Origin of the sequence: Hylemonella sp. W303a, assembly GCF_046452315.1 — a bacterium.
Taxonomy (GTDB): Bacteria; Pseudomonadota; Gammaproteobacteria; order Burkholderiales; family Burkholderiaceae_C; genus Hylemonella.
In genome coordinates this window covers 238,150-264,122 of sequence record NZ_JBKFDG010000005.1, presented here as the reverse complement: position 1 = coordinate 264,122, position 25,973 = coordinate 238,150, and the positions used below count along the sequence as shown (strand labels likewise).

The following is a 25,973-nucleotide window of genomic DNA, read 5'->3' as shown; positions in this document are numbered from 1 at the left end:
GCAAGCTGCAAGCCCAAATTACATTTTTGTCTTGCCGTCCGGCTCGTCCTTCTTGCCCTTGTTCTCGGGGATGTAGGGGCTCCAGGGTTGGGCCTTGACCGGGCCGGGCGTCTTCCACACCACGTTGAACTGGCCATCGGCCTTGACTTCGCCGATGAACACGCTCTTGTGCAGGTGGTGGTTCTTCTCGTCCATCTTGGACGTAATGCCCGAAGGTGCCTTGAAGGTCTGACCGGCCATGGCCTTGATCACCGCGTCCACGTCCGTGGTCTTGGCCTTCTCGACGGCCTGCTTCCACATATTGATGCCGATGTAAGTGGCTTCCATCGGGTCATTGGTCAGCGGCTTGTCCTTGTGGCCGGGGATGTTCTTGGCCTTGGCGTAGGTGGCCCACTTCTTGGTGAACTCGGTGTTGGCCGGGCTCTTGATGCTCATGAAGTAGTTCCAGGCGGCCAGGTGGCCCACCAGGGGTTTGGTGTCCACGCCGCGCAGTTCTTCCTCACCCACCGAGAAGGCGACCACGGGCACATCGGTGGCCTTCAGGCCCGCGTTGCCCAGTTCCTTGTAGAAGGGCACGTTGGAGTCACCGTTGATGGTCGAGACCACGGCCGTCTTCTTGCCTGCGGAAGCGAACTTCTTGATGTTGGCGATGATGGTCTGGTAGTCGGAGTGACCAAAGGGCGTGTACTCCTCCATGATGTCGGCGTCCGCGACGCCCTTGCTCTTGAGGAAGGCACGCAGGATCTTGTTCGTCGTGCGCGGATAGACGTAATCGGTGCCCAGCAGCACGAAGCGCTTGGCGGAGCCGCCGTCCTTGCTCATCAGGTATTCCACGGCGGGAATGGCCTGCTGGTTCGGTGCGGCGCCCGTGTAGAACACGTTCTTGGACAGCTCTTCACCTTCGTACTGCACGGGGTAGAAGAGCAGACCGTTCTGTTCCTCGAAGACCGGCAGCACGGATTTGCGCGACACGGAGGTCCAGCAGCCGAAGACCACGGCCACCTTGTCTTGCGTCAGCAGCTGCTTGGCCTTCTCGGCGAACAGGGGCCAGTTGGAAGCCGGGTCCACCACCACAGGCTCGAGCTTCTTGCCCAGCACGCCACCCTTGGCATTGATTTCGTCAATCGCCATGAGCACGGTGTCTTTCAGCACCGTCTCGGAAATGGCCATGGTGCCGGACAGGCTGTGCAGCACGCCCACCTTGATGGTGTCGGCGGCTTGGGCGGACAGGCCCGTCAGGCCGAAGGTGGACACAGCGGCCGCGGCGGCCAGTGCCTTGAGGGTGTAACGACGTTGCGATTTCATGGGGAAAGACTCCGTTCGATGAGGGAAGGGGGTGGGAAAAAAAGCAAGGCCAATGTAAAAAAGGCCGCTCCATGCAGGAATACGCCGGACGGCGTACGCACCCGACACCCCAGGCCCGTCACCGGGCGCGCACGGTCAAAACGCGAGGCCACAGCCTGCGCGTTCCCCTTCGCTCCCCTACAGGGACGACGCACAGGCACGGGCAGACCAGTGCAGGGGCAGCCCACAGTCCAGGGCAAACCCCTAGTCGGGCTCGAAGCAAAATGGTTGCACGCGCAACCATAAGGGCGCTACAGTGGCGCAGCCGGCTTACACGGCATCCACCAGACCAGGAGACAAAACCATGCCCACCCTCACTTCGCACGTGATTTCCACCCGCCCCCGCCGCCTGTTCACGGCCAGCTTGGCCGCCACGCTGCTGTCCACTGGCCTGCTGGCTGCGGCCCCGGCCGTGGCCCAGAACTTCCCCAGCAAACCCATTGAATGGGTCGTGCCTTACCCTGCGGGGGGCGGCACCGATGTGCTGGCACGCACCCTGGCTGAGTCCATGAGCCGTACCCTGGGACAACCCATCGTCATCAACAACAAGCCGGGGGCAGCCACCAGCATCGGCGCGGCTTACGTCGCCGAAGCCAAGCCGGACGGCTACACCCTGCTGTCGGCGGATACGGCGACGCTGGCGGCCAATCCCTTCCTCTATCGCAAGCTGCCCTATGACGCGGAGAAGAGCTTCGCGCCCATCGGCCTGACGGTGCGCTTCCCGCTGATCCTGGCCGTCAACCCGCAGGTGCCCGTCAAGGACCTGAAGGAGTTCACAGCCTGGGCCAAGGCCCAGCAGTCGGGACAGAGCGGCGCCAACTACGGTTCGCCGGGCGCGGGCAGCCCGCACCACCTGGCCACCGCGCTGTTCGCCCAGCAGACCCAGCTCACGCTCACGCACGTGCCCTACCGCGGCGCGGCGCCCGCCATCCAGGACGTGGTCGGCGGCCAGATTCCGTTCATGTTCGTGGACACCGCCGCAGGCAAAGCCTTCCTGGAAAGCGGGAAGCTCAAGCCCATCGGCGTGGCCAGCGCCCGCCGCGTGCGAGGCTTCAACACGGTGCCCACACTGAACGAACAAGGCCTCAAAGGCTTTGAAGCCTATGCCTGGCAGGGCGTGGTCGTGCCCGCTGGCACGCCCGCGCCGGTGGTGGCCAAGCTGCACAAGGCCCTGCACGACGCCTTCAACGACGACAACGTCAAAGCCCGCCTGATCGCGCTGGGCCTGGAGGCCATCCCGAGCACGCCCGAGGAGATGGCCGCCTACGCCGCGGCCGAGCGCGCCAAATGGGCTCCCGTGATCAAGGCGGCCAACATCACGGTGGAGTGAGCGTGACTCAGGCACCCGACCAACCCATCCCGCTGGAACGCACGTTCACTTACCGGCTGCATTTGTTGCACAAGGTCAGTGATCTGGAGACCCAGCAGCGCTACCCTGGGACGGTCGGGCTGAGTCTGAGCGATGGCCGCTGCCTGACCGCCATCGGCCGCTTCGAATCCCTGTCGGTCAAGGACTTGGCGCGCTACGCCAACCTGAACAAAAGCCAGGCCAGCCGTGCCGCGCAGGCTCTGGTGACACTGGGTCTGGTCAGCAAGCGCGACAGTCAACACGATGGCCGGGGCGTCACGCTGACGTTGACCGCGACAGGTCGCAAGGCCTGCGCGCGCGCCATGCAATTGGTTCACGAACGCAACGCGGAAATCGTCGGCTGCCTCACGCCCGCCGAGCAGGCCCAGCTGAGTGGTCTGCTCGACCGGCTGGTGGCGCACAACCTAGGCCTGGCGCTCGCCCGTGGCGCAGCGGACCTCGGCGAGCCCGAAGACGAAGACGCCGCATCGGCGCTCTGAGCCCCATCCGAACTGTCGACCCCTGCGCCGTTCCCTCTTTCCACGCCACGAGGAGCTCCTCATGAAGATATCCAAGATCCACCACGTCGCCTACCGCTGCAAGGACGCCAAGCAGACCGTGGAGTGGTACCAGAAGTACCTGAACATGGACTTCCAGCTGGCCTTCGCCGAGGACTATGTGCCCTCCACCAAGGCACATGACCCTTACATGCACATCTTCCTCGACGCAGGCGGTGGCAACGTGCTCGCCTTCTTCGAGCTTCCAACGCAGCCTGAGATGGGCCGCGACGAGAACACCCCCGCCTGGGTGCAGCACATCGCCTTCGAGGTGGACAGCCTGAACACCCTCGAACAGGTGAAGGCCCGCCTGCAGGCCGATGGCATCGAGGTGGTGGGCGTGACCGACCACACCCTGTTCAAGTCCATCTACTTCTTCGACCCCAACGGCCACCGCCTTGAACTGGCCGTGGACACCAGCACGCCCGAGTTGAATCGGCGTGCGGCCGAGGTCAAGTGGGACATGCTCAACGAGTGGGCCCAGACCAAGCGCGCGCCCAAGCACGCAGCCTGGATGCATTCGCTGGAACTGGCCGAAGCGAAGTAACGAACGAAGAAGACGCTCTTTTCCACCCGGCCCCATCCCATGACCACGACACACCACTTCCGTCTCAACGAAACCCACGATCCGGCACTGCGCAGCTGGGTGGTGTCCGCGAACCCCCATGCCGCGATCGCGGCCAGTGACACGGTCGAGGCCCAAGCCGCCACGGTGAGTGACTTTCCCATCCAGAACCTGCCCTACGCCATCTTCCGTCGCAGCCACACGGACACGCGGTTCCGCGCCGGCGTCGCCATCGGCGACCAGGTGCTGGACTTGGCGGCGCACGCGGTGCATCAGGCGCTGAAGCTCGACACCAGCCTGGCCGCAGCGCTCACGCTCAGCCGAGAAGACGCCGCACTCAACGCGCTGATGGCGCTGGGCCCCGCAGCCTGGTCCGAGCTGCGCCTGGCCCTCTCTCGCGGCCTGCGCACCGAGGCCGCGCATGCGGTGCAGGCGGTGCTGCAAGCCCACCTCACGCCCCAGGCCGAGGTGGAATATGCCTTGCCCGCCCGGATCGGCGACTACACCGATTTTTATACCTCGGTCCACCACGCCACCAACATCGGTCGGCTCTTCCGCCCCGACAACCCGCTGCTGCCCAACTACAAATGGGTGCCCATCGGCTACCACGGACGCAGCAGCAGCATCGGCGTGTCAGGCCAGCAGTTCCATCGGCCCAAGGGCCAGCTGATGGCACCCGGCGCCGACCCCGCCACGACGGCACCCACGCTTGCGCCCACGCAGCGGCTGGACATCGAGCTGGAACTCGGCATCTTCATCGGCCAAGGCAACACACTGGGTGAGCCGGTGCCGCTGGTCCAGGCCGAGGACCATGTGTTCGGACTGTGCCTGCTCAACGACTGGTCGGCCCGGGACATCCAGGCCTGGGAATACCAGCCCCTGGGCCCCTTCCTCTCCAAGAACTTCGCGACCACGATTTCGCCCTGGATCGTCACGCTCGAGGCCCTCGCCCCCTTCCGCACAGCCTTCACGCGCCCAGCGGACGACCCGCAGCCCCTGCCCTACCTGGAGAGCGCGGCCAACCGCGAAGGCGGAGCCTTCGACATCCAGCTGGAAGTGCTGATGCAGACCGGCCGCATGCGCCAGGTCGGCCAGCCGGCCCACCGCATCGTGCGCACCAGCTATCGCCATGCCTACTGGACCCTGGCGCAACTGGTCACCCACCACACGGTGGGCGGCTGCAATCTGCAGCCCGGCGACCTGTTCGGCAGCGGTACGCTGTCCGGCCCCACGCCCGAGGAAGCCGGCGCGCTGCTGGAACTGACCCGGGGCGGCAAGCAGCCGCTGAGCCTGCCCGATGGCGAGCAGCGCACCTTCTTGCAAGACGGTGACAGCGTGACGCTGCGAGGTTATTGCGAGAAGCCGGGCACGGCGCGCATCGGCTTTGGGGATTGCACGGGCACGGTGTTGCCCGCGAGGAACTGAACCACGCCGGCAGCGCGCAGACCCCACCGAGGAGTTCAACGACGCTCGCGTGCACTCACGCGAACAAGGCTTGCACGTCGATGCTGGAACGCCGTCCCACATGGACGGCGTTGTCGCGCAGCCAGTCCTGCGCATGATCGCGCCCTTGCGCATGCAGGTACTGCAAGAAGGGTGCGTAGGGCAGCAACTTGCTCTCGCTGCGCGCCAGGCTTTCCAACTCGCTGCCCCCAATCATGTGGAAGCGCATGGCGCGCAGGCGGCGTTCCAGCTTGGTGTTGAACAGTGAGTAGGACGGTAACGCGGCGAACATGCGCATCTCCCGCATGAAGTGGGTGTTGAAGCCCAGCTCGGCGATGCGGGTCTCGATCTCCGCCGCGCTCTGCGGCATGCGGCTGCGGCGCAGGGGGTTGAGCAACACCAGCAGCACATCGCTGCTGCGGCAGGCGTGGAACAGCGGGTAGACCGCCGGATTGGCGCTGTAGCCGCCGTCCCAGTACGGTTCACCCTCGATCACCACCGTGCGGTGGATGCGCGGCAAGCAGGCCGAGGCCAGCAGCACATCCACACTCAATTCATGCTCGCGAAAGACCCGCAGCCGCGCGGTGTTGACCTGGGTCGCGCCGATGAAGAGCTTGAAAGGTGATTGTCTGCGCAAGGCCTCGAAGTCGATCTGAGCGACCAGCAGGTCCCGCAGCGGATTGAGGTCGAAGGGGTTGATCTGCGCGGGCGAGAACTGGCTGGCCCAGCTGGCCAGCAAGCGCCCAGCCGACCCCAAGCTGACCGCTCCCTGACCCGGACTGACCAAGCCGAAGCCCAGCGGGTCCACCGTGTGGGCGGGCATCTTCTGGCCCAGCGCCGTCCAGAATTCGGACAGCGCCCGACGCGCGCCCGCGCGGCCCCCGATGCCCTCGGCCTCGCCCTTGAGCCAACCATCGGCCAGCACCACGGCGTTCACCGCGCCCGCGCTGCTGCCGGACAAGCCCTCGAACACCAGCCCAGCGCCCGGCGCATTTGCGTCGGCCTCGGGCTGCGCGGACTCTCCCGCGGCGAGCAAGGCGTCAAGCACCCCCCAGGTGTAGGCGCCATGGGCGCCACCGCCTTGCAGGGCAAGATTCAAGGCTGGGGCATGGGTCATGCGGCGCAGTATGACCCATCCATCCCTGGCCTGAAGCTTTTGTCATACCCGCTTACGTCCATAGGGCAACGCGGCTGGCCGCGACAGACCCTGGAGCGGTCAGGGTGGCAGGCTTGTATAAATGCATGTAAGCCATATAATAAGCATTGCTTACTAATAATCTCCGCTGCCCCCTACACGCCCATGGCACGCTCCCAAGACACCCTCGGTTTTTTGCTGGCGGACATCATGCGCCAGATGCGCCGCATCTACGCGCAGCGCCTGCAAGGCACCTCCATGACCCTGGCACAAGCCAAGGTCCTGCTCAACGTGGAGCGCCATCCCGGCATCCGCCAGGTGGATTTGGCGGAACTGCTGGACATCCAACCCATCACCCTGGCAAGGCTGGTGGACCAGCTCAGCCAGTCTGGCCTGGTGGAACGCCGAGCTGACCCACAGGATCGGCGCGCCTACCAGTTGCATCTGCGCCCCGAGGCCATGCCCATCCTGGACACCATCGCTGAAACAGCCGCTGGCGTGCATGCCGAGGCGCTGCAAGGTGTGCCGGCCGCGCAAGCCGCGACCCTGATGAACGTGCTGCGCACCGTGCGCGACAACCTGGGTCAGCGCTGACCTGTTCCGCACCGCCCTTCCATCGCTCTCTTCCTTTCTTGCCCTCCGTTTTCTCTCCTCAAGGTTCACAGCAATGAGTACCTCCACCTTCCTCCCCTCCACGACCGACACCCAGCGCCGTCGCCAGCGCCGACTGCTGCTGATCGCCATTCCGGCGCTGGCCTTGCTGCTCATCGGTGGTCTCTACCTGCACGGTGGCCGTTTGGTCGAAACCGACAACGCCTACGTGAAGGCCGACAAGGTGCCCGTGAGCGCCGAAGTGCAAGGCACCGTGCAACAGGTGCTGGTTCAGGAAAACGAAACCGTGGCGGCGGGTCAACCGCTGTTCCGCGTGGACGACGCGCCCTACCGCGTGGCCGTGGCGGGTGCCGAGGCCAGGCTGGCCCAGGTGCGCAACGACCTGGCGGCCACGCGAGCCGCCTACCGCGAGAAGCAGGCCGAGATCGCGCTGGCGCGCTCGCGCTACCTGTCGGCCCTGCGCGAGCAGAAGCGACAAGCCGATCTCGTGGCCAGCAACTTCGTCTCCGCGGTCCAGTACGACAACGCGCGCGACGCCGCCACCATCGCCCAACAACAAGTGCAGACCTTGGAGGAAGACCTCAAGCGCATCGGTGAAACCCTGGGCGGCGGCGAGAACGCGCTGACCGCGCCCATCGACAAGCACCCGAACTACCTGGCTGCGCAAGCCGCCCTGGCCCAAGCCAAGCTCGACCTGGCCCGCGTGGAAGTGCGCGCCTCGATGCCAGGCACGGTGAACAAGCCACCCAAGCCGGGCCAGTTCGTCAGCCCGGGCGCGAGCGCGATGGCCTTGGTGGTCAACGGCGACCCTTGGATCGAGGCCAACTTTCCTGAAACCGACCTGACCCACGTGCAAGCTGGCCAACCCGTGGTCATCCGCGTCGACACCTACCCCGACGCAGTCTGGACCGGCACGGTGGACAGTCTGAGCCCCGCCACGGGCGCCGAGTTCTCGGTCATCCCCGCGCAGAATGCGACCGGCAACTGGGTCAAGATCGCCCAGCGCGTGCCCGTGCGCATTCGCCTGGAGTCGCTGCGGGCCAGATCCTCCGCGAGTGGGACTGCCCCCGAGCTGCGCGCTGGCCTGTCCGCGCACGTCGAGATCGACACCGGCTACCGCCGCCGTTTTCTGGGGCTGACGCTCTGACTCGCGTCGCAAGCACGCACGCTTTTTCCGCCACGCAATTCCTGATCAGGTGACGAGGCCATGAGCAGCAACACCGCCGCCCTGGACCAGGGCGCAAGTTCCCCCACCGCGCCGCCCCCAGCCCCCGCCGCGCCCGCCCTGCCAGCGGCGCCTGCCGCGCAGCATCGCGGGCTCATCACCCTGTCGGTGATGCTGTCCACCATCATGCAGGCGCTGGACACCACCATCGCCAACGTGGCGCTACCGCACATGCAGGGCGCCATGGGCGCCACGCAGGACCAGATCTCTTGGGTGCTGACGTCTTACATCGTCGCCGCCGCCATCTTCATGCCGCTGACGGGCATCCTGTCCGCGCGGCTGGGCCGCAAGCGCATCTTCCTGTGGTCGGTCGCGGGCTTCACCATCGCGTCCATGCTCTGCGGTGCGGCGCAGAACCTGACGCAGATCGTGCTGTTCCGCATGCTTCAGGGTGTCTTCGGCGCCGCCCTGGTGCCGCTGTCGCAAACCGTGCTGCTCGACACTTACCCGCGCGAGAAACACGGCTCGGCCATGGCCCTGTGGGGCGTGGGCGTGATGGTCGGTCCCATCCTCGGCCCGGCCCTGGGCGGCTGGCTGACCGAGTACTACAGCTGGCGCTGGGTCTTCTACATCAACCTGCCCTTCGGGATCTTGGCCTGGCTGGGCATCGCGGCCTATGTGCGCGAGACGCCGCTGGAACGCCGCCCCTTCGATCTGCTGGGTTTCGTGCTGCTGGGCATCGGCATCGGCGCCTTGCAGATGATGCTGGACCGCGGCGAGTCACAGGACTGGTTCGCCAGCCCCGAGATCGTGGTGGAGACCCTGCTGATGGGGTTTGCCTTCTACCTCTTCATCACGCACATGCTCACGCACGAGCATCCTTTCCTGGAACCGGGCATGTTCCGCGACCGCAATTTCAGCGTCGGCCTGATCTTCATCTTCATCGTCGGCATCATCCTGCTGGCGACCATGGCCCTGCTGCCGCCTTTCCTGTCCAATCTGATGGGCTACCCCGTGATCGACGTGGGCCTGGTGCTGGCGCCGCGCGGCCTGGGCACCATGGCGGCCATGGTCATCGTGGGCAAGCTGTCGGGCAAGGTGGACCCGCGCAAACTCATCGTGCTGGGCCTGTCGCTCACCACCTTGTCGCTCTGGCAGATGACGCAGTTCAACACCGACATCGGCAACCGTCACCTGATCGTCTCGGGCGTGATCCAGGGTTTTGGCCTGGGCTTCATCTTCGTCCCGCTGTCGACGGTGACCTTCGCCACCATCGCACCGCGCTGGCGCAACGACGCCACCTCGCTGTTCAGCCTGATGCGCAACATTGGCAGCAGCATCGGCATCTCGGTCGTCACCACCTACCTCGCCCAGCGCTCCCAGGCCAACCACGCGGCGTTCGCGGGGTACATCAACCCCTGGAGCCTGCCGCTGCAGCAAGCCGCGCAGAGTGGCGGCATCGACCTCTCCAGCGCGGCCGGCCTGTCCACCCTCAACAGCCTGGTCACGCGCGAAGCGGCGGTGCTGGCCTACCTGCAGGATTTCCGCCTGATGATGTGGGTCACCCTCGCGGCTTTGCCTCTGGTGTTGCTGCTCAAGCGTCCGGCGCCCGCGCCCGCGCCCAAGGGCGAGGCGGCGCATGCGTCGGTGATGGAGTAAGCAGCAAGGGCGAAAGCCGCCCTCCGCACCCGGACACCGTCGATCAGGCCAGATCAGGCCGCCGATTCGGGTGCATGCCGCGCCAGATGCACCTGGTGCAGCGTGATCTTGCGCACCTCGGCCTGGCTGGTCTCGATGTGGGCACGCAACAGCAGCACGGCCTGGTCACCCCGCTTGCGCTGGATGGCGCGCAGGATCTTGGCGTGCTCCTCGTAGGTGGCGTCGATGCGCGCGGGCTTGGTGAAGTCGAGGCGACGGATGATGCGGATGCGCTCGGTCACGTCGCGATGCACGCGCGCCATCTCGGCGTTGCCAGCGGCAGCGACCAGGCTGGCGTGGAATTCTTCGTCCCACTGCGCCACCTGGCGAATGTCGCCGCTGCGCTGCTCGGCCGGCACCAGCCAGACCGCGTTGAGCGCCTCCAGACGGTCGCGATCCACCTTGGGATCGTCGCCACACAGGCGCTGCACGGCCGCCGTCTCGATCACCATGCGCAGGTCGTAGAGCTGCTCGAACTTCTCGAAATCGAAGGGCAAGACGCGCCAGCCATTGCGAAACAGCACCTCGACCAAGCCTTCCTGTTGCAAGCGCAGCAGGGCCTCGCGCACCGGCGTGCGGGAAACACCGAGGCGCTCGCTGACTTCGTTTTCGGTGAAGCGGTCACCCGGCACCAACCTGAAATCGGCCACGTCGCGCTTGAGCTGCTCGTAAACCAATTCGGAGCGCGAGGGCGGTTGCGGCGAGGTACGACGTGTGGAACGTTGCGTGGCGGGAGTGGGCATGGGCGTGAAGTAGGCGCGGAGCCTACTTTAGCGCAGCCAGCAGCGCCTCACTCCTTGCCGTCCAACCGACGATGGCGCCCTGGGCGCGGATCATCTCCAGGGTCGCGGCCTTGAAAGCCGGGAAATAACTCTCGGTGCAATCCTCCAGCACCAGGCTGTCGTAACCCCGGTCATTGGCCTCGCGCATCGAGGTCTGCACGCACACTTCCGTGGTCACCCCCATGAAGATCAGGTGAGACACGCCACGTGCCTGCAGCTTCTCATGCAGGCCCGTGGCCCAGAACATGCCCTTGCCAGGTTTATCGATCACGAGTTCACCCGGCGCCGGGGTGAGCGCCTCGATGATTTGGTTGCCCGGCTCGCCCGCGACCAAGATGCGCCCCATGGGCCCCGCGTCACCGATGCGCAGGCTGGGATTGCCGCGCAGCCGCTTGGCCGGTGGGCAATCCGAGAGGTCAGGCTGGTGGGCCTCGCGCGTGTGCAACACCAGGCCGCCCGCGCGCCGCCAGGCGGACAGCACGGCGCGGCAAGCCGGCACGATGGCGGCCAGCAAAGAGACGTCATTGCCCAGGGTCTCGCCGAAACCGCCGGGTTCGATGAAGTCCCGCTGCATGTCGATGAGCACCAGCGCGGTCGCGCGCAGGTCGCAGTCGTAGGCAAAGGGTTGGGCGTTGATGTGCATGTTTGACCTCCTTGTCTTTCATTGCCAGGGCGCGCAACTCCTGGCGTGCAGTGGGTGTGATGACGCTCACGCCGCTTCGTTCAACCCACTCCCCAGATTCCGTCCGTTCAGCCCATCCAACTCACATGCGCCGCCACCACGCGCCATCCCTCGGACGTGCGCAGCCAGGTCTGACTCTGGCGGCCTGTGCGGTCCACGCCCGGGCGGCGGAATTCGACGTTGGCCGTCGCGAAGTCATGTCCGTAGCTGGTGATGGCCGTGCGCAGTAGCTCGCGAGGACCGGGTGCCGCGCGCGCGTTACGGAAGGCGCGGATGGCGTCGATGCCGTAGAGGTTTTCACCGGCGCCGTAGCGCAGGGTGTGCGTGCTGTCCCAGAACAGCTCGTCCAGCACGGCCGTATCGTTGGCCGCCAGCGCAGCTTCGTAACGCTCGAAAGCGGCCGTCACCTCGGCCAGCACCTCGGGCAGGTTGATCTCCATCACAACGTCGTCTCCTTCAGGCGGGCCACGCCCGCCGCTTGCAACACATGGGCGGCGCGCAGCGCCAGGTCTTCGCGCCAGGGCGCGGCAATGATCTGAACACCGATCGGCAAGGGCCCCGCCTCGCCCCCGGGCCAGAGCGGCGCGGCCACCACCGGGCAGCCCGCGAAAGACACGGGCTGCGTGAGCAGGCCGACCGAAGGACGGCAGGGCAGGCGTTCACCGTTGATCTCGACCCACTCCGTGCCGAGCACGGGCGCGGCGAACGGAGTGGCCGGCGCAAGCAACACGTCCCAATCCTTGAACAGCGCATTCACCTGGTCGCGGTAGACACGGCGAAAGCGCTGGGCGCGCGTGGTCCAGGCGGCAGGCTGCAAGGCTCCCGCGATGAAGCGGTCCACCGATAAGGGTTCGGCGTCATCGGCGCGCTGGCGCAAATGGTTCAGGTGCAGGCTCCCGCCCTCGCCGGCCGTGACGATGAACGCCGCGGCGCGCGCCTCGGCGGCGTTGGGCCAGAGCACTTCGTCACGCGCGCCCAAGGCCCGGGCTACAGCCTGAACGGCGGCGCGGGCCGGTGCGGTGGCCCATTCCTCGAAGTAGCCGCCCAACACCCCAATGCGCAAACCTGCCACACCGTGCGTCAGCGAAGGCAGCACCGCTTGCACCGCCCGAGCATGGCAGCCTGGGTCCTGGGTGTCGGGGTACTGCAGCGCGTCGTAGGACAGGGCCAAGCCCTCGACCGAATCGGCGAAAGGCCCCAGGTGGTCGATGCTGTGCACAAAGGGGTAACTGCCCCGGCGCGACAGCCGCCCGAAGGTGGGCTTGAGCCCCCAGACGCCGCACAGCGAGGATGGCACGCGGATCGAGCCGTTGGTGTCCGAGCCCAGGCTCAGGTTCACCTGCGCCGCCGCGACCGCCGCACCGGATCCACCGGAGGAACCACCCGCGCTGCGCGTCAGGTCGTGCGGGTTGCGCGTGGGGCCATGGTGCGAGTTCTCGGTGGTGAAGCCGTAGGCGTACTCGTCCATGTTGAGCGCCCCCACCAGCACCGCGCCCGCCGCGCGCATCCGCTGCACCAGCACGGCGTCGGTCCGCGCGGGCGGATCGTCGCGGTTGATCTTCGACCCCGCCAGCGTGACCTCTCCCTCGATGTCAAACAGATTCTTGACCGCGTAAGGCACACCGGCCAAGGGCGGCAGGGTCTCGCCGCGCGCGCGGCGGGCGTCGATGTCGGCCGCCTCGCGGCGGGCGCGCTCGAAGGTGCGGGCGGTGAAGGCGTTGACGCGGTCGTCCGTCGCTTCGATGCGCGCGATGGACTGGGCCAGCGCCTCGGCTGCGCTGAGCTGCCCCGCAGCGATGGCGTGCGCCAACACATCGGTTCGCAAGGGAAACCCACTCATGCGGACGCTCCAGGCACGGGCCGTGCGGGGCAGTAAATTTCGGCGGGCTCGTCCTCGACGGCCAGGTCCATGCGATCCAGCAAGGCCGCCAGCGCAGCCGTGCGTTGCAGATGCCCGGCCACGCGCGCGGCGCGGGCCTCGTCCAGGGGCAAGCCAAGCAAGCGCGCCGAGGCGCGGACATAAGCCAACATGTCGTCGTCACTCACGCCGATTTCTCCAAGATTCACCGACCTGCATAAGGCTGCGCGAGCGCCGTGGGCGCCACCTGTCGACCGACCAGGCCGCCCACGGCCAGCAAGGCCAGCACGTAAGGCAAGGCAATCAACAAGGCACTGGGCACATTCACGCCCAGGGCAGGCAACTGGAACTGCAGCGCCGTGGCCGCGCCGAACAGCCCGCAGGCGAGGAGCGTGCGGCCCAGCTTCCAGTTGCCGAAGATCACCGCCGCGATGGCCAGGTAACCCGCGCCGCTGGTCATGCCTTCGGTGAAGGTGTGGATGTCGCCGATGGACAGAAAACACCCCGCCAGCGCCGACATGAAACCCGTGAACAGCACCGCGCCATAGCGGATGCGCCGGACCTTCAACCCCGAATGGCTGGTCGCCTGCGGCGACATGCCGGCAGCATGCACGGCCAGGCCCATGGCGGTGGAACGCATCACCCACGCCAAAACCACGATCAGCAACAGCGCGGCGTAGAGCAGCCAGGTCTGGGTGAAGACATGCTCACCCAAATAAGGCACATCGGCCAGCCCCGGCGGTGCCCACTTGTCCAGGCCCGGGATCTCGGCGCGCGAACGGCTGCCGAACAGGGCGCGGTAACCCAGCGTGGTGGCGCCCAACACCAGGATGTTGATGCCAATGCCGGTGACGATCTGGTTCGCGCGCAGCGTGATGCTCAGGAAAGCCTGCAACCAGGCGATGGGTAAAACGCACAACACCCCAAACAACAGGCCCAACACCGGCGAGCCGGTCATCCACGAAGCGGTGGCGCCCGCGAAAGCGCCCGCGAGCATCATGCCCTCCACGCTCATGTTGAGCACGCCCGCACGCTCGCTCACGTACTCACCGGCGGCGGCGAGCAACAGAGGCGCGGCCAGGCGGACGCTGGAGCCGATGAAGACGGCGGCCAGTTCGGGTTCGATCATGGGTGACCTTTCATGGTTTGCGGGCCTCCAGACGCTGGATGCCCAAGGCCGCGCCAGCCAGCGTGACGATGATCAAGCCCTGGATCACCACGACCAGGGCCGTGGGCACTTGGGCCACCATTTCCATGTTGATGCCGCCCGAGCGCAAAAAGCCAAACAGCAGCGCCCCGGCGATCACGCCCGGTACCGAACCGCGTGCCAACAAACCCACCACCAGGCCATCAAACCCATACCCCGAGGAAAAGCCCGCTTTCAGCGTGTACTGCTCCCCCTGCAGCATGCAGGCCCCCGCCAGGCCACCAAAGGCCCCAGCCGCGCACAGCACGCCCACCGTGAGCCGCTCGATGGACATGCCCGCGCGCCGAGCGGCCCGAGGGTTCAGCCCCGTGGCCTGCAGCTGCAGACCCAGCACCGTGCGCCGCAGGATGACCGCGACCCCGATGGCCAGCACGATGCCCAGCAGCAGGCCCGCATGCACCGGCATGGATGCGTCTCCCGTGAGTAGCGGCAATTGCGTGGCTTCAGAAATTTCCAAGGACTCCGGCAGCGTGGCCGAACTCGTCATGGGCCGACGAAGGAGGTTCTCCGATTGCACGCTGCCATAGACCATCCAGATCGCGATGAAGGACAGCAGCAGGGTGGCGATCACCTCGTTGGTGCCGGCCTTGACCTTGAGCACGCCCGCGATGCCGCCCCAGATCGCGCCTGCCAGGCAGGCACCCAGCAGGGGCACGACAAAAGACAGGCCCCAAGGCAGGCCCGCCACGGGCGCCCATAACGCGAAGGCCGTCGCGGTGATGCCGCCGACCGCAATCTGTCCCTCGCCGCCCACATTGGTGAGGCTGGCGCGCTCGGCCAGGATGAAACCCAGGCCCACGAGCATGAAGACCAGGGCCCGGTTGAGCGAGGCGGCCAGGGCATAAGGCGAGCCCCAGGCTCCTTCGGCGAAAGCCGCCACGGCCTCGCCCACCGGCACGCCCAGCAGGGCGATCAGTACCGCGCCCGCGCCGAAAGCAAGTAGCACGGCCGCGGCCGAGACCAGCAGGGCCGGACTGGGCCGCAAGTGGATCCGCATCGAAAGTCCCAAGCTCATGCCAGCACCTCTTGTTCTTCCCGATGACCGGCCATCCAGGCGCCGATGCGCGAGCGATCAGCACCGGCCGTCGCGCAACTGCCCATGATGCGGCCGCGGTAAAGCACCACGACCCGGTGCGCCACCGACAACAACTCGTCCAGCTCCGACGAAATCAACAGCACACCGACACCCCTCGCCGCGGCGGCGCGGATGTGGCCGTAGACCGCCTCGACCGCGCCCACGTCCAGGCCGCGCGTCGGTTGCGCCGCCAGCAGAAAACGCAGGGGATCGAGCGTGAGTTCTCGCGCCAACACGGCCTTTTGCTGGTTACCGCCCGACAAGCCGCCAAACGCCACGTCGGGGCTGGCCGCGCGCACATCGAAGCGCTGCATCAATGTGAGCGCCGCCGCACGCATGCCCGCGCGGTCCAGCAGGCCCCAGCGGCGGTAATCCCGCAGGCGGTCGAGCAGCAGGTTTTCCGCCACGCTCATGCCCGTGACGCAGGCCAGGGCATGCCGGTCCTCGGGCACGACGCCACAACCCGCGGCGGTCAGGGCGCGCGGCGTGGCGCGTGTCATTTCCTGCCCGTGAATGAAATACCGGCCTTCGGTCGGCGCCAGCATGCCCGAGAGCACGGCGCCCAACTCGCTCTGGCCGTTGCCCTCCACCCCGGCGACCGCAACGATCTCGCCGGGGTCCACCAACAGCGTGAAGTTGTCCAGGCGCAGCACGCCGTCCGCGTCGCGCACGGTCAGGCCGTCGGCATGCAACGCCGCCTCGGGCACGGGCTGGCCAGGCGCGCGCTGGGGGGCACCTGCGAGCGCAGCCCGCACGAAGGGTGTGGACGACGCGGACTCGGACACGGAAGGCCGCGCCTCGAGATCACGCTGGATCATCGCGCGCACCAGCGCGTCGATCTCCTGCGCGGGCGCCTCGGAGCGCGCCACCACGCGACCCGCGCGCAACACGGTGGCGCGACGCGCGATCCGCTGGATCTCGGCCAGCTTGTGCGTGACCAACACGACGCCGCAACCTTGCTGCGCGACGCGCTCGCAGACCGCCAGCAAGGCCTTGATTTCCTCCGGCAGCAGCACGGCGGTGGGCTCGTCCAACACCAGCAGCCGAGGTTCGCGCGCCAGGCATTTGACGATCTCCACCCGCTGGCGTTCGCCCACCGACAGATCTTGGATGCGCGCCTGCGGGTCCAGCTCCAGGCCGTAACGCTCGCGCATGGCCAGGATGCGGGCGGCCCCGGCCTTGCGGTCCAGTACGCCCCGCGCCTGGCCGAGCAAGAGGTTGTCCAGCACCGTCATGTCGGGCACCAGGCTGAAATGCTGGTGCACCATGGCGATGCCTTGAGCCAAGGCGTCGGCGGGCGAGCGCGGTAGGTACGGCTGGCCGGCCAGCGTCATGCCCCCGGTGTCGGGCTGGTGCACACCGAACACCAGATTGCACAGCGTGGACTTGCCAGCGCCGTTTTCACCGAGCAGGCAATGGACCTCGCCCGGGTGCAACGCCAGCGACACCTCACCCAGCGCCTGCAAGGCACCGAAGCGCTTGGACAGGCCATCCAGCCGCAGCAGGGGTGCGCCATCGCGAACGCCGCCCTGCGCTGGGTTTGAGGTGGGCAAACCGGCCGACATCGATCAGCCTTCCAGCACCTTGATCTTGCCGGACTGGATGTCCTTCTTGATCTGTTCGAGCTTGGTCTTCTGCTCGGCCGTGCCACCGCAGGTCACCATGTCAGACGCCTTGGGACCCATGGCCAAACCGAAGGGCTTGTAACCCGCTTTCCAGGTGCCCGCAACGGCTTCCTTGATCGCGTACTGGACCTGGAAGCCCACGCCCGTGATGCTGTAGGCGATGTAGAGCGGGTCGCTGCCGCAGTAATTGGTGTAGCTGCCAATGATCTTGGTGCCCTTTTCCTTGGCCGCTTGCTCCATGCCGCGCAGGCCCAGGTTGAGGATGTGGTAGTGCACGTCGGCGCCCTGGGCGATGGCGGCGAGCGTGGCTTCCTTGGACTTGGCGACGTTGTCGAAGTCACCCGTGTAGTTTTCGAAATACTTGATCTTGGGGTTGATGTACTTGGCGCCGTTGCCGAATTCCTTGCCCGCGTTGACGATGGAGGGAATCTCCATGCCGCCGACGTAGCTGACGGCGCCGTTCTTGGAGAGCATGGCGGCGGCGGCGCCAGCGACGAAGGCGATCTCGGCCTGCTTCACGTCGTAACCGGCGACATTGGCCAACTCCTCGGACTTGTTGCCACCCACGATGGAGAACTTGACCTTGGGGAAACGCTTGGACACCTTGAGCACCGCGGCCTGGGTCTGACCGCCCACGCCAATCACCAGCGCGTTCTTGCTGGCCAAGTTGGTCAGCGCCTGCTCCATGTCGGCGTAGTTGATGTTCTCGATCATCTGCACCTTGATCTTCGGACCCAGTTCCTTCTGCGCGGCGACCAGGCCGTCGTAGCCCGATTCCATCCAGCCCTTGTCGGACTTCGAGCCAGGAATCAGGATGCCGACAGCCAGAGGGTCGGCGGCTTGCGCCGGCACCGCCAGCAAGAAGGCAGCGAACAGGCCACCCAGGGCGACCAAACGACGGGACAAAACGGAAGCTTCCATGACGAGACCTTTCAGCGTATGGGTTGCAGCAAGTAAATAACTGATTACTTACGGGCATGGCTCTTGCAATATCGATGCCAGCCGGGGCGGACGCTCAACGCTGTTTTTGGAGGCACGAGCGCGGTGATTCAGGGCGTTCGCGGTGCGCGGATGGTGCGCGCGCAAGCCATCGCACCAAACCGCGGCACAGCCTCTCCAAAAACTCGCCCACGTGTGTTCCTTGATCTCAGGAGTTCCCATGAAACCTCACCCCTACATCCCCGACGCCCGGCCCGACAATGCCCTGGGGCTGGCGCCGCAGTACTACTGGGTCGCCCGCCAGGACGAAGTCGACATGTCGGTGGACCCCCCCGCGCCCGTGCGCGCGCGCATCACCGCCGAACCGCAAAACGTGGTGCTGGACCTGCGCCGCACGGCCATCGTCATCATTGACCTGCAAAACGATTTCTGCACCGAGGGTGGCTGGGTGGACCACATCGGCGGCAACTACCAGGCCGACCGCGCACCGATTGCGCCGCTACAGGCCCTGCTGCCCGGCTTGCGCCGGGCCGGGGTACCGGTCATCTGGGTGAACTGGGGCAACCGCCCGGACCTGGCCAACATGCCGCCCAACCAGATCCACCTCTATAAGAACAGCGGCAGCGGCGTGGGTCTGGGCGACCCGCTGCCCAATGGCAAAGGGCATGTGCTGCAAAAGGACTCCTGGCCCGCCGCCATCGTGGACGAACTCACGCCGCACGACGGCGACTACCTCGTGGACAAGCACCGCATCAGCGGCTTCTGGGACACGCCGCTGGACAGCATCCTGCGCAACCTCGGTGTGAAAAGCATCCTCTTCGCGGGCTGCAATACCGACCAGTGCGTGCTGCACACGCTGACCGACGCCAACTTTCTCGGCTACGGCTGCGTGATGCTGAGCGATTGCTGCGCCACCAGCTCGCCCTACTTCTGCACCGAGGCGACGATCTGGAACGTCAAAAAGTGCTTTGGCTTCGTGACCGACTCCGCGGCGGTGCTGCGCGCCCTGCCCACGTGAGCATGCTGGGATCCGTTGGACCGAGCTGCGCAAGCTCGGGGGCTTTCATTCCTGGCCCGCGCACGGAACGCGAACCGACCCGTCACGGCCGACTCGACGGGGTACGGCTGGCGGTCAAGGACCTGATCGACGTGGGTGGCGCGCGCACCGGCGGCGGCAATCCCGATTGGGCGTCCGCTCAGAGCGAGGCCCGCGCGGACGCACCGTGCGTGGCTGCGCTGCGCGCCGCGGGTGCGCGTGTCGTCGGCAAGACCGTCACCGATGAACTGGCCTTCAGCCTGGAAGGAGAGAACGCCTTCTTCGGCACGCCAGTCCACCCGCTGAACCCCGAGCGCCTGCCGGGCGGTTCGTCCAGCGGTTCCGCCGTGGCCGTGGCCTGGGGCGAGGCCGACCTGGCCCTGGGCACGGACACCGGCGGCTCGGTGCGCGTGCCCGCTGCCTTCTGCGGCTTGCACGCCTTTCGACCCAGCCATGGGCGCATCTCCCTGGAGGGCGTGCTGCCCTTCGCGCCCAGCCTGGACACCGTGGGCTGGTTCGCGCGCGACGCCACGCTGCTGCGCGACGCCGGGCAGGTGTTGCTCGGTGACTCGCAGGCCCCAGCCCCAGCACATGTTCGCGCCCCGTTGCGCCTGTGCGTCGCGCGAGACGCAATCGCCCTGGCCTCGCCCGAAGTGCGCGAAGCTTTGCTGGACTGGGCCCGGCGCGCCGATGTGCGGGAAGAGCGGCTGGCCTTTGGCGAAGGAGGCGTGGAGGGCGAACAAGAACACGACCAGACTCCGTGGCGTGACTGGCTCACCGCCTATGCCACACTCCAGGGCTTGGAAATTCGCACCCACCTCGGCCCCTGGATCCGCGCGCGACGCCCGCGCTTCGGCCCCGCGATCGCGCCCCGCTTCGCGGGCGCGCTGGCCTTGGACGAGTCCCTCGGGCCGCGCTGGCGCGAGTGGCGCCGCCGGGCGGCGCAGGCCTTGTGCGAGCGGCTGGGGCCGGACGAAGCCTGGCTGGTTCCGGCCGCGCCGACGGTGGCACTGCGCCGCGCGGCAGGCGCCGAGGAACGCAGCGTTTTTTACGACCACGCGCTGGCTCTGGGCGCGCTGGCCGGATTGGCGGGTCTGTCCCAACTGGTTTTGCCGCTGCGCCGCGCCCCCGGTCTGCCGATCGGACTGTCTTTCATCTCCGCGCCAGGCAACGACGAGCGCCTGCTCGATCTCGCCGTGGCCTTCTCGCCCGCCTAGGAACCCCGCTTTTGAGCACCCGTCCCACCCAGCGCAGCGCGGCCGCCCCCGCCGCGGCACGCAAGGCGCCCAGCCAGACCGCAAGCCGTCCCGGCATCCGTCGCGACCCGGAACGCACCCGCGCGCGCTTGCTGGAGGCCGCCATCGAAGAGTTCGCCAGCCATGGTTACAGCGGGGCGCGCACCGACCGCATCGTGCAAGCGGCCGGCACCAGCATCCGCATGCTCTACCACTACTTCGACGGCAAGGATGGTCTGTACCTGGAGGTGCTGGACACCGTGATGGCGGAGCTGCGCCAGGCGGAATTGCAGGCCATCCCCGACGACCTGCCGCCAATGGAGGGACTGCTGCGCGCCTTTGACTTCATCGCCGAGCACTTCGCCGACCATCCCAAGCTGCGCAAGCTGCTGGCCTTTGAGAACCTGAACGAGGCCCGGCATCTGTCATTGTCCGAGCGCATTCCAAAAATGGCGGCGCCGGTGGTCAGCCGCATCCGCCAGCTATTGGCGCGTGGCGCGGCCACGGGCGAAGTACGCGCGGACATCGATGCGCTGCAGCTCTACATCGCCATGGCCGGCCTGGCCTATTACGGCCGACAACACGCCCACACGCTCTCGCACATCCTCAAGCGCGACCTGCTCAAGCCCAGTTGGCAAAACGCCAACTTGCAGACCTGTCGCGCCATGGTCGAGGCCTACCTGAAGCCACCCAACTGAAGCCACCCAACTGAAGCCACCAAGCTGGACGGGCGCGCCGAGGCCAACCCGCCAGCGCCAAGGGCTTGGCGCTTCAGCGACGCACCTCGCGCTGGAAGATTTCCAGGCTCTTCTTCTTGGTCGCGACAAAGCTGGCCTCCGACAAGGTCTCGACCGTGCGGGGACGGGCATCGTCGTAAGACAGGATCTCGGCCACCTTGGTCGGACGCTTGGTCAGCAGCAACACCTGGTCGGCCAGGTAGACCGCCTCCTCCAGGTCGTGCGAGACCAACAACATGGTGGTGCCGGTCTGCATGAAAACCTCTTGCAGCTTTTCACGGATGAACAGCGTCATCTCGAAGTCCAGCGCGGAGAATGGTTCATCCAAGAAGAGCACCTCGGGCTTGGGCGCGAGCGCGCGCATGATGGACGCGGTCTGCTGCTGCCCGCCCGACAGTTCGTAGGGGTAGCGGTTCAGATCGAACTTGACGTCGAAGCTGGCCACCAACTCCTGCATGCGGCGGTCCACCTCGGCTTTGCTCTGGCCTTCGAGCTTGAGCGGGTAGGCGATGTTGTCGATGGTGCGCATCCAAGGGAACATCGCTTCGCGGTAGTTCTGGAAGACGTAGCCGATCTTGGTGTCCTTGAGCGACTTGCCATCGAACAGGATCTCGCCGCTGTCGATGGGCACCAGGCCCGCGATCATGTTGATCAGCGTGGACTTGCCGCAGCCATTCGGACCGAAGACCGAGACGATCTTGCCCTTGGGGATGTCGAGGTCGAAGTTCTCGTACAGCGGCCAGCCCGCGAAGTACTTGGTCAGGCCGCGGATGGTGATGTGGGTGCCGACCGGACCGGGCCTGAATGGCGGCACGGGTACGTCCGCCACAACGGGCGCATTCAGAACCTCACTCATCTTCCACTCCAATGCACGATGCGGCGTTCAATGACCAGGAACAGGATGTTGAGCACGTAGCCCAGGATGCCCGCCGACAGGATGGACGCGTACATGTCGCGCACGTTCATGACCTGCTGCGCGTTGATGATGCGGTTGCCCAGGCCGCTGTCGGAACCGATGAACATCTCGGCCACGATCACGATCACCAGGGCCATGGACACCGCTGAGCGCAGACCCACGAAGCTGGGCTGCAGGCTTTCCCAGATCAGCACGTCCTTGAAGATCTGCCAGCGCGATGCGCCCATGACTTTGGCCGCCATCACGCGCTGCTTGCGCGCGTTGATCACGCCGTAGGCGCTGTTGAACACCACGATCAGCATCGCGCCGAACGCGGCAATGGCCACCTTGTTGATGTCGGACACGCCGAAGATCATCAGGAACAGCGGGATCAACGCTGACGACGGGGTGGAACGAAAGAAATCGATCAGGAACTCGACGCTGCGATAGGCCTTCTCCGCGCTGCCGAGCACCACGCCCAACGGCACGCCCACCACGGCCGCGATCAGGAAGGCTTGCGTGGTCCGCCACAACGTGACCACGAAATCGGTCAGCAGCGGGCCACCGGCCAAGCCATTGAGCAAGGTGCTGACCGTGGCGGCTGGCGGCGGCAGCAAGATGGGCTTGACCAGACCGAAGCGCACCACCAGGTCCCAGACGATGAAGAGCAAGGCCGGGCCGATGAAGGGCAAGGCCTTGGCCCAGCTGCGCTTGCGCGCAGCCGCAGGCATCTTCGCCGCGGCCTGGGCCCAGGGCGTGGCTGCGACCTTGTGAGGGGTGGACTCCGCCATCATGGTGCCGCCGGGCCGCCCCAAGGCGCCATGGACCCCCTTGGGGGGCAGAGAAACCGCAACGCGGCGAAAGTAGGGGTCGTCATGATTTCACCCTTTGTAAAGCATGCTGTCGACCATCAAGCGCGAGGAGAAGATGCCCTTCTCGGCGAACAGGTCGAAGAACTTCTGGAAGTGCGCCACGTCGGCGGGCGTGAACTCGTTGTACATGGTGTAGGCGGCCAGCGGCACCTCACCCGTCAGCGCACCTTCGATGGCGGTGTAGCCCTTGAGGTACTGGCGCGCTTCCACGGCCTGACTGCGCACGAACTGCACGCCCTTGCCATAGGCCGCGATGAATTTCTTGGCCTCGGCCGGGTACTTCTTGATGAAGGCCGAGGACAGCGAGGCCGAGCCACCGAACCACGGCGCCATCGGGTCGCCCAGCACGTACTTGGCGATCACGCCGGCTTCAAGCATGCGCGTGGTGCCATTCATGCGACCTATCGTGCCCGTGGGCTCCAGGGTGTAGCAACCATCGACTTGGCCCGCGGCGAGCGCGGCCACATGCTGGCCAATGGGCAACTCGACCACAGTCACGCCGGTGGCGCCGCCCTTCTCAAACACGGTCTTGGCCAGGGTCACGTTCTGGATGCCGGGGCCAGAAGCCACGCGCTTGCCCTTGAGGTCGGCAATGGTCTTGGCAGGGCTGTCCTTGGGCACCAGCACTTGGTCCAGCACGTTCTTGGCGTTGCTGGGGTTGGAACAGAAGATCTTGAAGGTACCGGGCTGGGCCAGCTCACCGATGGCGATGTTGGCCGAACCGGTGCCGTTGGCCGTGCCGTCGGCGCGGTCAGACAGCACGGCCTCCATCACCTGCTGGGCGCCCGCGAAGCGCAAGGCCTCCACGTCCAGGCCCGCTTCCTTGAAGAAGCCGCGTTCGATCGCCGTGTAGAAAGGCAGGCCCGCTGCGATGGGCCAGTAGCCGATGCGGATCTTGGGACCACTTTGCGCGCGCACCAGAGCCGGTGCGCCCAGCACGCCCAGCGCGGTAGCGGCGCCGACCGCCTGCACGAGCTTGCGGCGCGTGCTCGCGGCGGAGGACGGGACGGAGAGTTGGCTGTCTTTCATGGAAAACTCCTGCACAGTGGGTTGAAGAGAGGCACGCATATTTCAGGCCTGCGTATCGCGCGACGCGGTCGGCACGGCTTGCGCCGCGAGGTAGGCCCGCCAGCCGCCGTGGGCCGTGATGTCCAGGGCGCCTTCCAGGGCCAGCCCCTCGCAAAGAAAGCCCTGAACGCTGGCGCCGCCGTCCAGCGTCAGCGTGCCAATGCCCAAGGGCGCAGGCACGAGGGCGACGAAGGAGCCGTAGTGCTCGATCGGCATCTCCCAAACCTCGACCGCGATGCGTGCGCCCTGCCCATCGGCCACGCGTTGCAGGCCGGGCTTGGGCGGCACGGTGCCAGGCAAGGCATAAAGCCGGTAGCAAGGCGCCGTCGTGGTCTGCGAGAGCAGTCGAGCGCCACGTTCGGTGAGTTGGACGTTGAGGGGCATGCCGGACAGGTGCGCGCCCACAACGGCCACGCGCACCATCGACGCGGCGGTTTGGGTTTGGATGCCCGGGATGGGCGTCGGCGCGGGCAGGGGCTCGCCCGTCGCCCCTTGCGTCAGGCCCGTGGCGTGGTGGTAGCGTTGGCCCAGCTCAGCGAGCTGCCAGTCGCTGCCGCAGGGGCCGATCAGCGTGATGCCGAACGGAAGGCCATCGGGGCGAATGCTGCTGGGCACGGACAGGGCCGCGTAATCCAGCAGGTTGACGAAGTTGGTGTAGGCGCCCAGGTTGCGGTTGAGCACCACCGGGTCGGCCTGCATCTGCGCGATGGTGTAGTGCGTGGGCGCCGTGGGCACGAGCATCACGTCCATGCCCTGTCCACCCGCTTCTCGCCACTGCGCCGCGGCCTGCTGACCCAAAGCGCGCAAACGGGTTTGAGCGATGCAAAGGTCCGCAGCGTCATAAGAGCGCCCCTGGGCGATGATGCCCCGCACGGGCTCCATCACGTCCGCCTCATGCGTGTCGAAGAAGTCGCGGATGGCGGCATAGCGCTCGGCCACCAGAGCGCTTTCGTACAGCAGCGCCGCCGCCTCGGCGAAGGGTTGGTAAGCGAAGCGCACTTCCACCCCACCCAGCTCGCGCAGACGCGCGCGCGCGCGGTCGAACTCAGCCTCGGCCAGCGTGTCGCCGAAGAAGGTCAGCACGTCGGGCACGCCAAAGCGGAAGGTGTTGGGGAAAGGCCGATCCGCCAACGTCAGCGCGCGGGAATACGGGTCTTCGGCGTCGTGGCCGCGCGCCGCGTCCAACACCTGCGCAGCCAGCCCCACGCTGCGCGCGAAGATGGAAACGCAGTCCACACTCTGCGCGGCCGGCACCACGCCCCGAGCGCTGATCAGTCCTTTGGACGGTTTGAGCCCGACGATGTTGTTCAGGCCAGCCGGTACCCGGCCCGAACCCGCCGTGTCAGTGCCCAGGGCAAAGTCCACCTGGCCCGTCGCCACCACATAGGCCGAGCCGGAACTGGAACCACCAGAGACATAAGCCGGGTCGAAGGCATTGGGCACCGCGCCCCAGGGCGAACGTGTGCCGTTCAGCCCGCACGCAAACTGGTCCAGGTTGGTCTTGCCCGCCAAGGATGCACCGGCATCGAGCAGCTTACGCACCACGGTAGCGTGAGCCGACGGCGTGCGCGCGAAAGCAGCACAGGCGGCTGTGGTGGGCAGACCCGCCGCGTCGATGTTGTCTTTCACAGCGAAGCGTATCCCCCGCAAGGGGCCCGCCGCCGCGCCTGGCAAGGGTGTTTCGCAGCGGCTTATCCAGGCGCGCGCAGCCTCCAACGGAGTTGGAGCGGGGTTGGAATCTGAGTCAGGAGTAGGAGGGTGCACCATGGAGCCGCAATTCATCTTGTATACATGAAAACATGCAACATGCATGCCAAGCCATGGCCGGCACAAGTGGCGACGCAGAGCAAACGGCTGGACAACCGGCCATTTGCTCGCGCATTTGCAGTGAATTTTTCACGCTATGGCTTGACGCGTGCCCACGGAATCGGCAAAGGAGGCGCCGCCGCACCCTTGAATGGCTAAATTAGCGCCTTGCGCTTTGACGCTTTGAATCCGGCTGCGTTTTACTTCGCTGCCCAGCCCAATTGGAAGCGTCGTGGTCGGCATCTCGGACCGTGGCCATGGCCAGGAAACCGCGCAAGTGGTCGCCTGG

Annotated in this window: 25 protein-coding genes; 10 read left to right on the top strand and 15 right to left on the bottom strand. The window is 66.5% G+C overall.

Annotation, left to right across the window (positions count from 1 at the left end; translation table 11 throughout):
- Window positions 1-18 precede the first annotated feature (18 nt).
- A complete protein-coding gene (urtA, locus tag ACLBKS_RS11735; RefSeq protein ID WP_410192984.1) occupies window positions 19-1,305 on the bottom strand; it encodes an urea ABC transporter substrate-binding protein in 1,287 nt (428 codons plus the stop codon).
- Window positions 1,306-1,648: 343 nt separating this feature from the next.
- On the opposite strand from urtA, the gene ACLBKS_RS11730 reads away from it, so the two are divergent.
- The 4 genes from ACLBKS_RS11730 to fahA all read left to right on the top strand — a co-directional run bounded on the left by ACLBKS_RS11730 (window position 1,649) and on the right by fahA (window position 5,239).
- Window positions 1,649-2,674: a Bug family tripartite tricarboxylate transporter substrate binding protein gene (locus tag ACLBKS_RS11730; RefSeq protein WP_410192983.1), complete on the top strand. Its 1,026-nt coding sequence runs from the start codon at window positions 1,649-1,651 to the stop codon at window positions 2,672-2,674.
- Window positions 2,675-2,676: 2 nt separating this feature from the next.
- Window positions 2,677-3,192, top strand: coding sequence for a MarR family winged helix-turn-helix transcriptional regulator (locus tag ACLBKS_RS11725; protein WP_410192982.1), 516 nt, complete (start codon window positions 2,677-2,679; stop codon window positions 3,190-3,192).
- Window positions 3,193-3,253: 61 nt separating this feature from the next.
- Window positions 3,254-3,796, top strand: coding sequence for a VOC family protein (locus ACLBKS_RS11720; protein WP_410192981.1), 543 nt, complete (start codon window positions 3,254-3,256; stop codon window positions 3,794-3,796).
- A gap of 39 nt (window positions 3,797-3,835) precedes the next feature.
- Window positions 3,836-5,239, top strand: a complete 1,404-nt coding sequence (gene fahA, locus ACLBKS_RS11715) for a fumarylacetoacetase (RefSeq protein WP_410192980.1) — start codon at window positions 3,836-3,838, stop codon at window positions 5,237-5,239.
- 55 nt (window positions 5,240-5,294) lie between these two features.
- On the opposite strand, the gene ACLBKS_RS11710 is transcribed toward fahA, so the two are convergent.
- Complete coding sequence (locus tag ACLBKS_RS11710) at window positions 5,295-6,374, bottom strand: patatin-like phospholipase family protein (protein WP_410192979.1); 1,080 nt, start codon at window positions 6,372-6,374, stop codon at window positions 5,295-5,297.
- A 183-nt stretch (window positions 6,375-6,557) separates the two neighbouring features.
- Here ACLBKS_RS11710 and ACLBKS_RS11705 point away from each other — a divergent pair, with 183 nt between their 5' ends.
- From ACLBKS_RS11705 to ACLBKS_RS11695, 3 genes are all read left to right on the top strand, one after another.
- The gene (locus ACLBKS_RS11705) at window positions 6,558-6,986 is read left to right on the top strand and encodes a MarR family winged helix-turn-helix transcriptional regulator (RefSeq protein ID WP_410192978.1); all 429 of its coding nucleotides are present in this window, start codon (window positions 6,558-6,560) and stop codon (window positions 6,984-6,986) included.
- A gap of 73 nt (window positions 6,987-7,059) precedes the next feature.
- Window positions 7,060-8,151, top strand: coding sequence for an HlyD family secretion protein (locus ACLBKS_RS11700; RefSeq protein WP_410192977.1), 1,092 nt, complete (start codon window positions 7,060-7,062; stop codon window positions 8,149-8,151).
- Between the two features lie 60 nt (window positions 8,152-8,211).
- Entirely contained in the window at window positions 8,212-9,828 is a 1,617-nt protein-coding gene (locus tag ACLBKS_RS11695; protein WP_410192976.1) for a DHA2 family efflux MFS transporter permease subunit, read from the top strand.
- Between the two features lie 53 nt (window positions 9,829-9,881).
- On the opposite strand, the gene ACLBKS_RS11690 is transcribed toward ACLBKS_RS11695, so the two are convergent.
- From ACLBKS_RS11690 to ACLBKS_RS11650, 9 genes are all read right to left on the bottom strand, one after another.
- A complete protein-coding gene (locus tag ACLBKS_RS11690; RefSeq protein WP_410192975.1) occupies window positions 9,882-10,610 on the bottom strand; it encodes a GntR family transcriptional regulator in 729 nt (242 codons plus the stop codon).
- A gap of 22 nt (window positions 10,611-10,632) precedes the next feature.
- On the bottom strand, window positions 10,633-11,292 hold the full coding sequence (locus tag ACLBKS_RS11685) for a cysteine hydrolase family protein (RefSeq protein ID WP_410192974.1): 660 nt from the start codon (window positions 11,290-11,292) through the stop codon (window positions 10,633-10,635).
- Between the two features lie 107 nt (window positions 11,293-11,399).
- The gene (hpxZ, locus tag ACLBKS_RS11680; protein WP_410192973.1) at window positions 11,400-11,771 is read right to left on the bottom strand and encodes an oxalurate catabolism protein HpxZ; all 372 of its coding nucleotides are present in this window, start codon (window positions 11,769-11,771) and stop codon (window positions 11,400-11,402) included.
- Window positions 11,771-13,171: an AtzE family amidohydrolase gene (locus ACLBKS_RS11675; protein WP_410192972.1), complete on the bottom strand. Its 1,401-nt coding sequence runs from the start codon at window positions 13,169-13,171 to the stop codon at window positions 11,771-11,773. Before ACLBKS_RS11675 ends, hpxZ begins: the two co-directional genes overlap by 1 nt.
- Window positions 13,168-13,377, bottom strand: a complete 210-nt coding sequence (locus ACLBKS_RS11670; RefSeq protein ID WP_410192971.1) for a DUF4089 domain-containing protein — start codon at window positions 13,375-13,377, stop codon at window positions 13,168-13,170. The genes ACLBKS_RS11675 and ACLBKS_RS11670 overlap by 4 nt, the downstream gene beginning before the upstream one ends.
- A 17-nt stretch (window positions 13,378-13,394) precedes the next feature.
- Entirely contained in the window at window positions 13,395-14,318 is a 924-nt protein-coding gene (locus ACLBKS_RS11665; RefSeq protein WP_410192970.1) for an ABC transporter permease, read from the bottom strand.
- A gap of 10 nt (window positions 14,319-14,328) precedes the next feature.
- Window positions 14,329-15,411 carry an ABC transporter permease gene (locus ACLBKS_RS11660; protein WP_410192969.1) on the bottom strand — a complete coding sequence of 361 codons (1,083 nt, stop codon included), beginning with the start codon at window positions 15,409-15,411 and terminating at the stop codon, window positions 14,329-14,331.
- A complete protein-coding gene (locus ACLBKS_RS11655) occupies window positions 15,408-17,036 on the bottom strand; it encodes an ABC transporter ATP-binding protein (RefSeq protein WP_410192968.1) in 1,629 nt (542 codons plus the stop codon). The genes ACLBKS_RS11660 and ACLBKS_RS11655 overlap by 4 nt, the downstream gene beginning before the upstream one ends.
- 3 nt (window positions 17,037-17,039) lie before the next feature.
- A complete protein-coding gene (locus ACLBKS_RS11650) occupies window positions 17,040-18,017 on the bottom strand; it encodes a BMP family protein (protein ID WP_410192967.1) in 978 nt (325 codons plus the stop codon).
- Window positions 18,018-18,255: 238 nt separating this feature from the next.
- On the opposite strand from ACLBKS_RS11650, the gene ACLBKS_RS11645 reads away from it, so the two are divergent.
- The 3 genes from ACLBKS_RS11645 to ACLBKS_RS11635 are packed head-to-tail and all read left to right on the top strand — an operon-like array spanning window position 18,256 to window position 21,004.
- The gene (locus tag ACLBKS_RS11645; protein WP_410192966.1) at window positions 18,256-19,053 is read left to right on the top strand and encodes a cysteine hydrolase; all 798 of its coding nucleotides are present in this window, start codon (window positions 18,256-18,258) and stop codon (window positions 19,051-19,053) included.
- A 2-nt stretch (window positions 19,054-19,055) separates the two neighbouring features.
- Window positions 19,056-20,288, top strand: a complete 1,233-nt coding sequence (locus tag ACLBKS_RS11640) for an amidase (protein ID WP_410192965.1) — start codon at window positions 19,056-19,058, stop codon at window positions 20,286-20,288.
- Between the two features lie 11 nt (window positions 20,289-20,299).
- Window positions 20,300-21,004, top strand: coding sequence for a TetR/AcrR family transcriptional regulator (locus ACLBKS_RS11635; protein ID WP_410192964.1), 705 nt, complete (start codon window positions 20,300-20,302; stop codon window positions 21,002-21,004).
- Between the two features lie 73 nt (window positions 21,005-21,077).
- Here ACLBKS_RS11635 and ACLBKS_RS11630 read toward each other — a convergent pair whose 3' ends face one another.
- The 4 genes from ACLBKS_RS11630 to atzF form a co-directional block, all read right to left on the bottom strand.
- The gene (locus ACLBKS_RS11630; protein ID WP_410192963.1) at window positions 21,078-21,899 is read right to left on the bottom strand and encodes an ABC transporter ATP-binding protein; all 822 of its coding nucleotides are present in this window, start codon (window positions 21,897-21,899) and stop codon (window positions 21,078-21,080) included.
- On the bottom strand, window positions 21,896-22,669 hold the full coding sequence (locus tag ACLBKS_RS11625) for an ABC transporter permease (protein ID WP_410193047.1): 774 nt from the start codon (window positions 22,667-22,669) through the stop codon (window positions 21,896-21,898). Before ACLBKS_RS11625 ends, ACLBKS_RS11630 begins: the two co-directional genes overlap by 4 nt.
- 150 nt (window positions 22,670-22,819) lie before the next feature.
- Window positions 22,820-23,839 carry an ABC transporter substrate-binding protein gene (locus tag ACLBKS_RS11620; protein ID WP_410192962.1) on the bottom strand — a complete coding sequence of 340 codons (1,020 nt, stop codon included), beginning with the start codon at window positions 23,837-23,839 and terminating at the stop codon, window positions 22,820-22,822.
- Window positions 23,840-23,881: 42 nt separating this feature from the next.
- Window positions 23,882-25,645 carry an allophanate hydrolase gene (atzF, locus tag ACLBKS_RS11615; RefSeq protein ID WP_410192961.1) on the bottom strand — a complete coding sequence of 588 codons (1,764 nt, stop codon included), beginning with the start codon at window positions 25,643-25,645 and terminating at the stop codon, window positions 23,882-23,884.
- Between the last annotated feature and the right edge of the window lie 328 nt (window positions 25,646-25,973).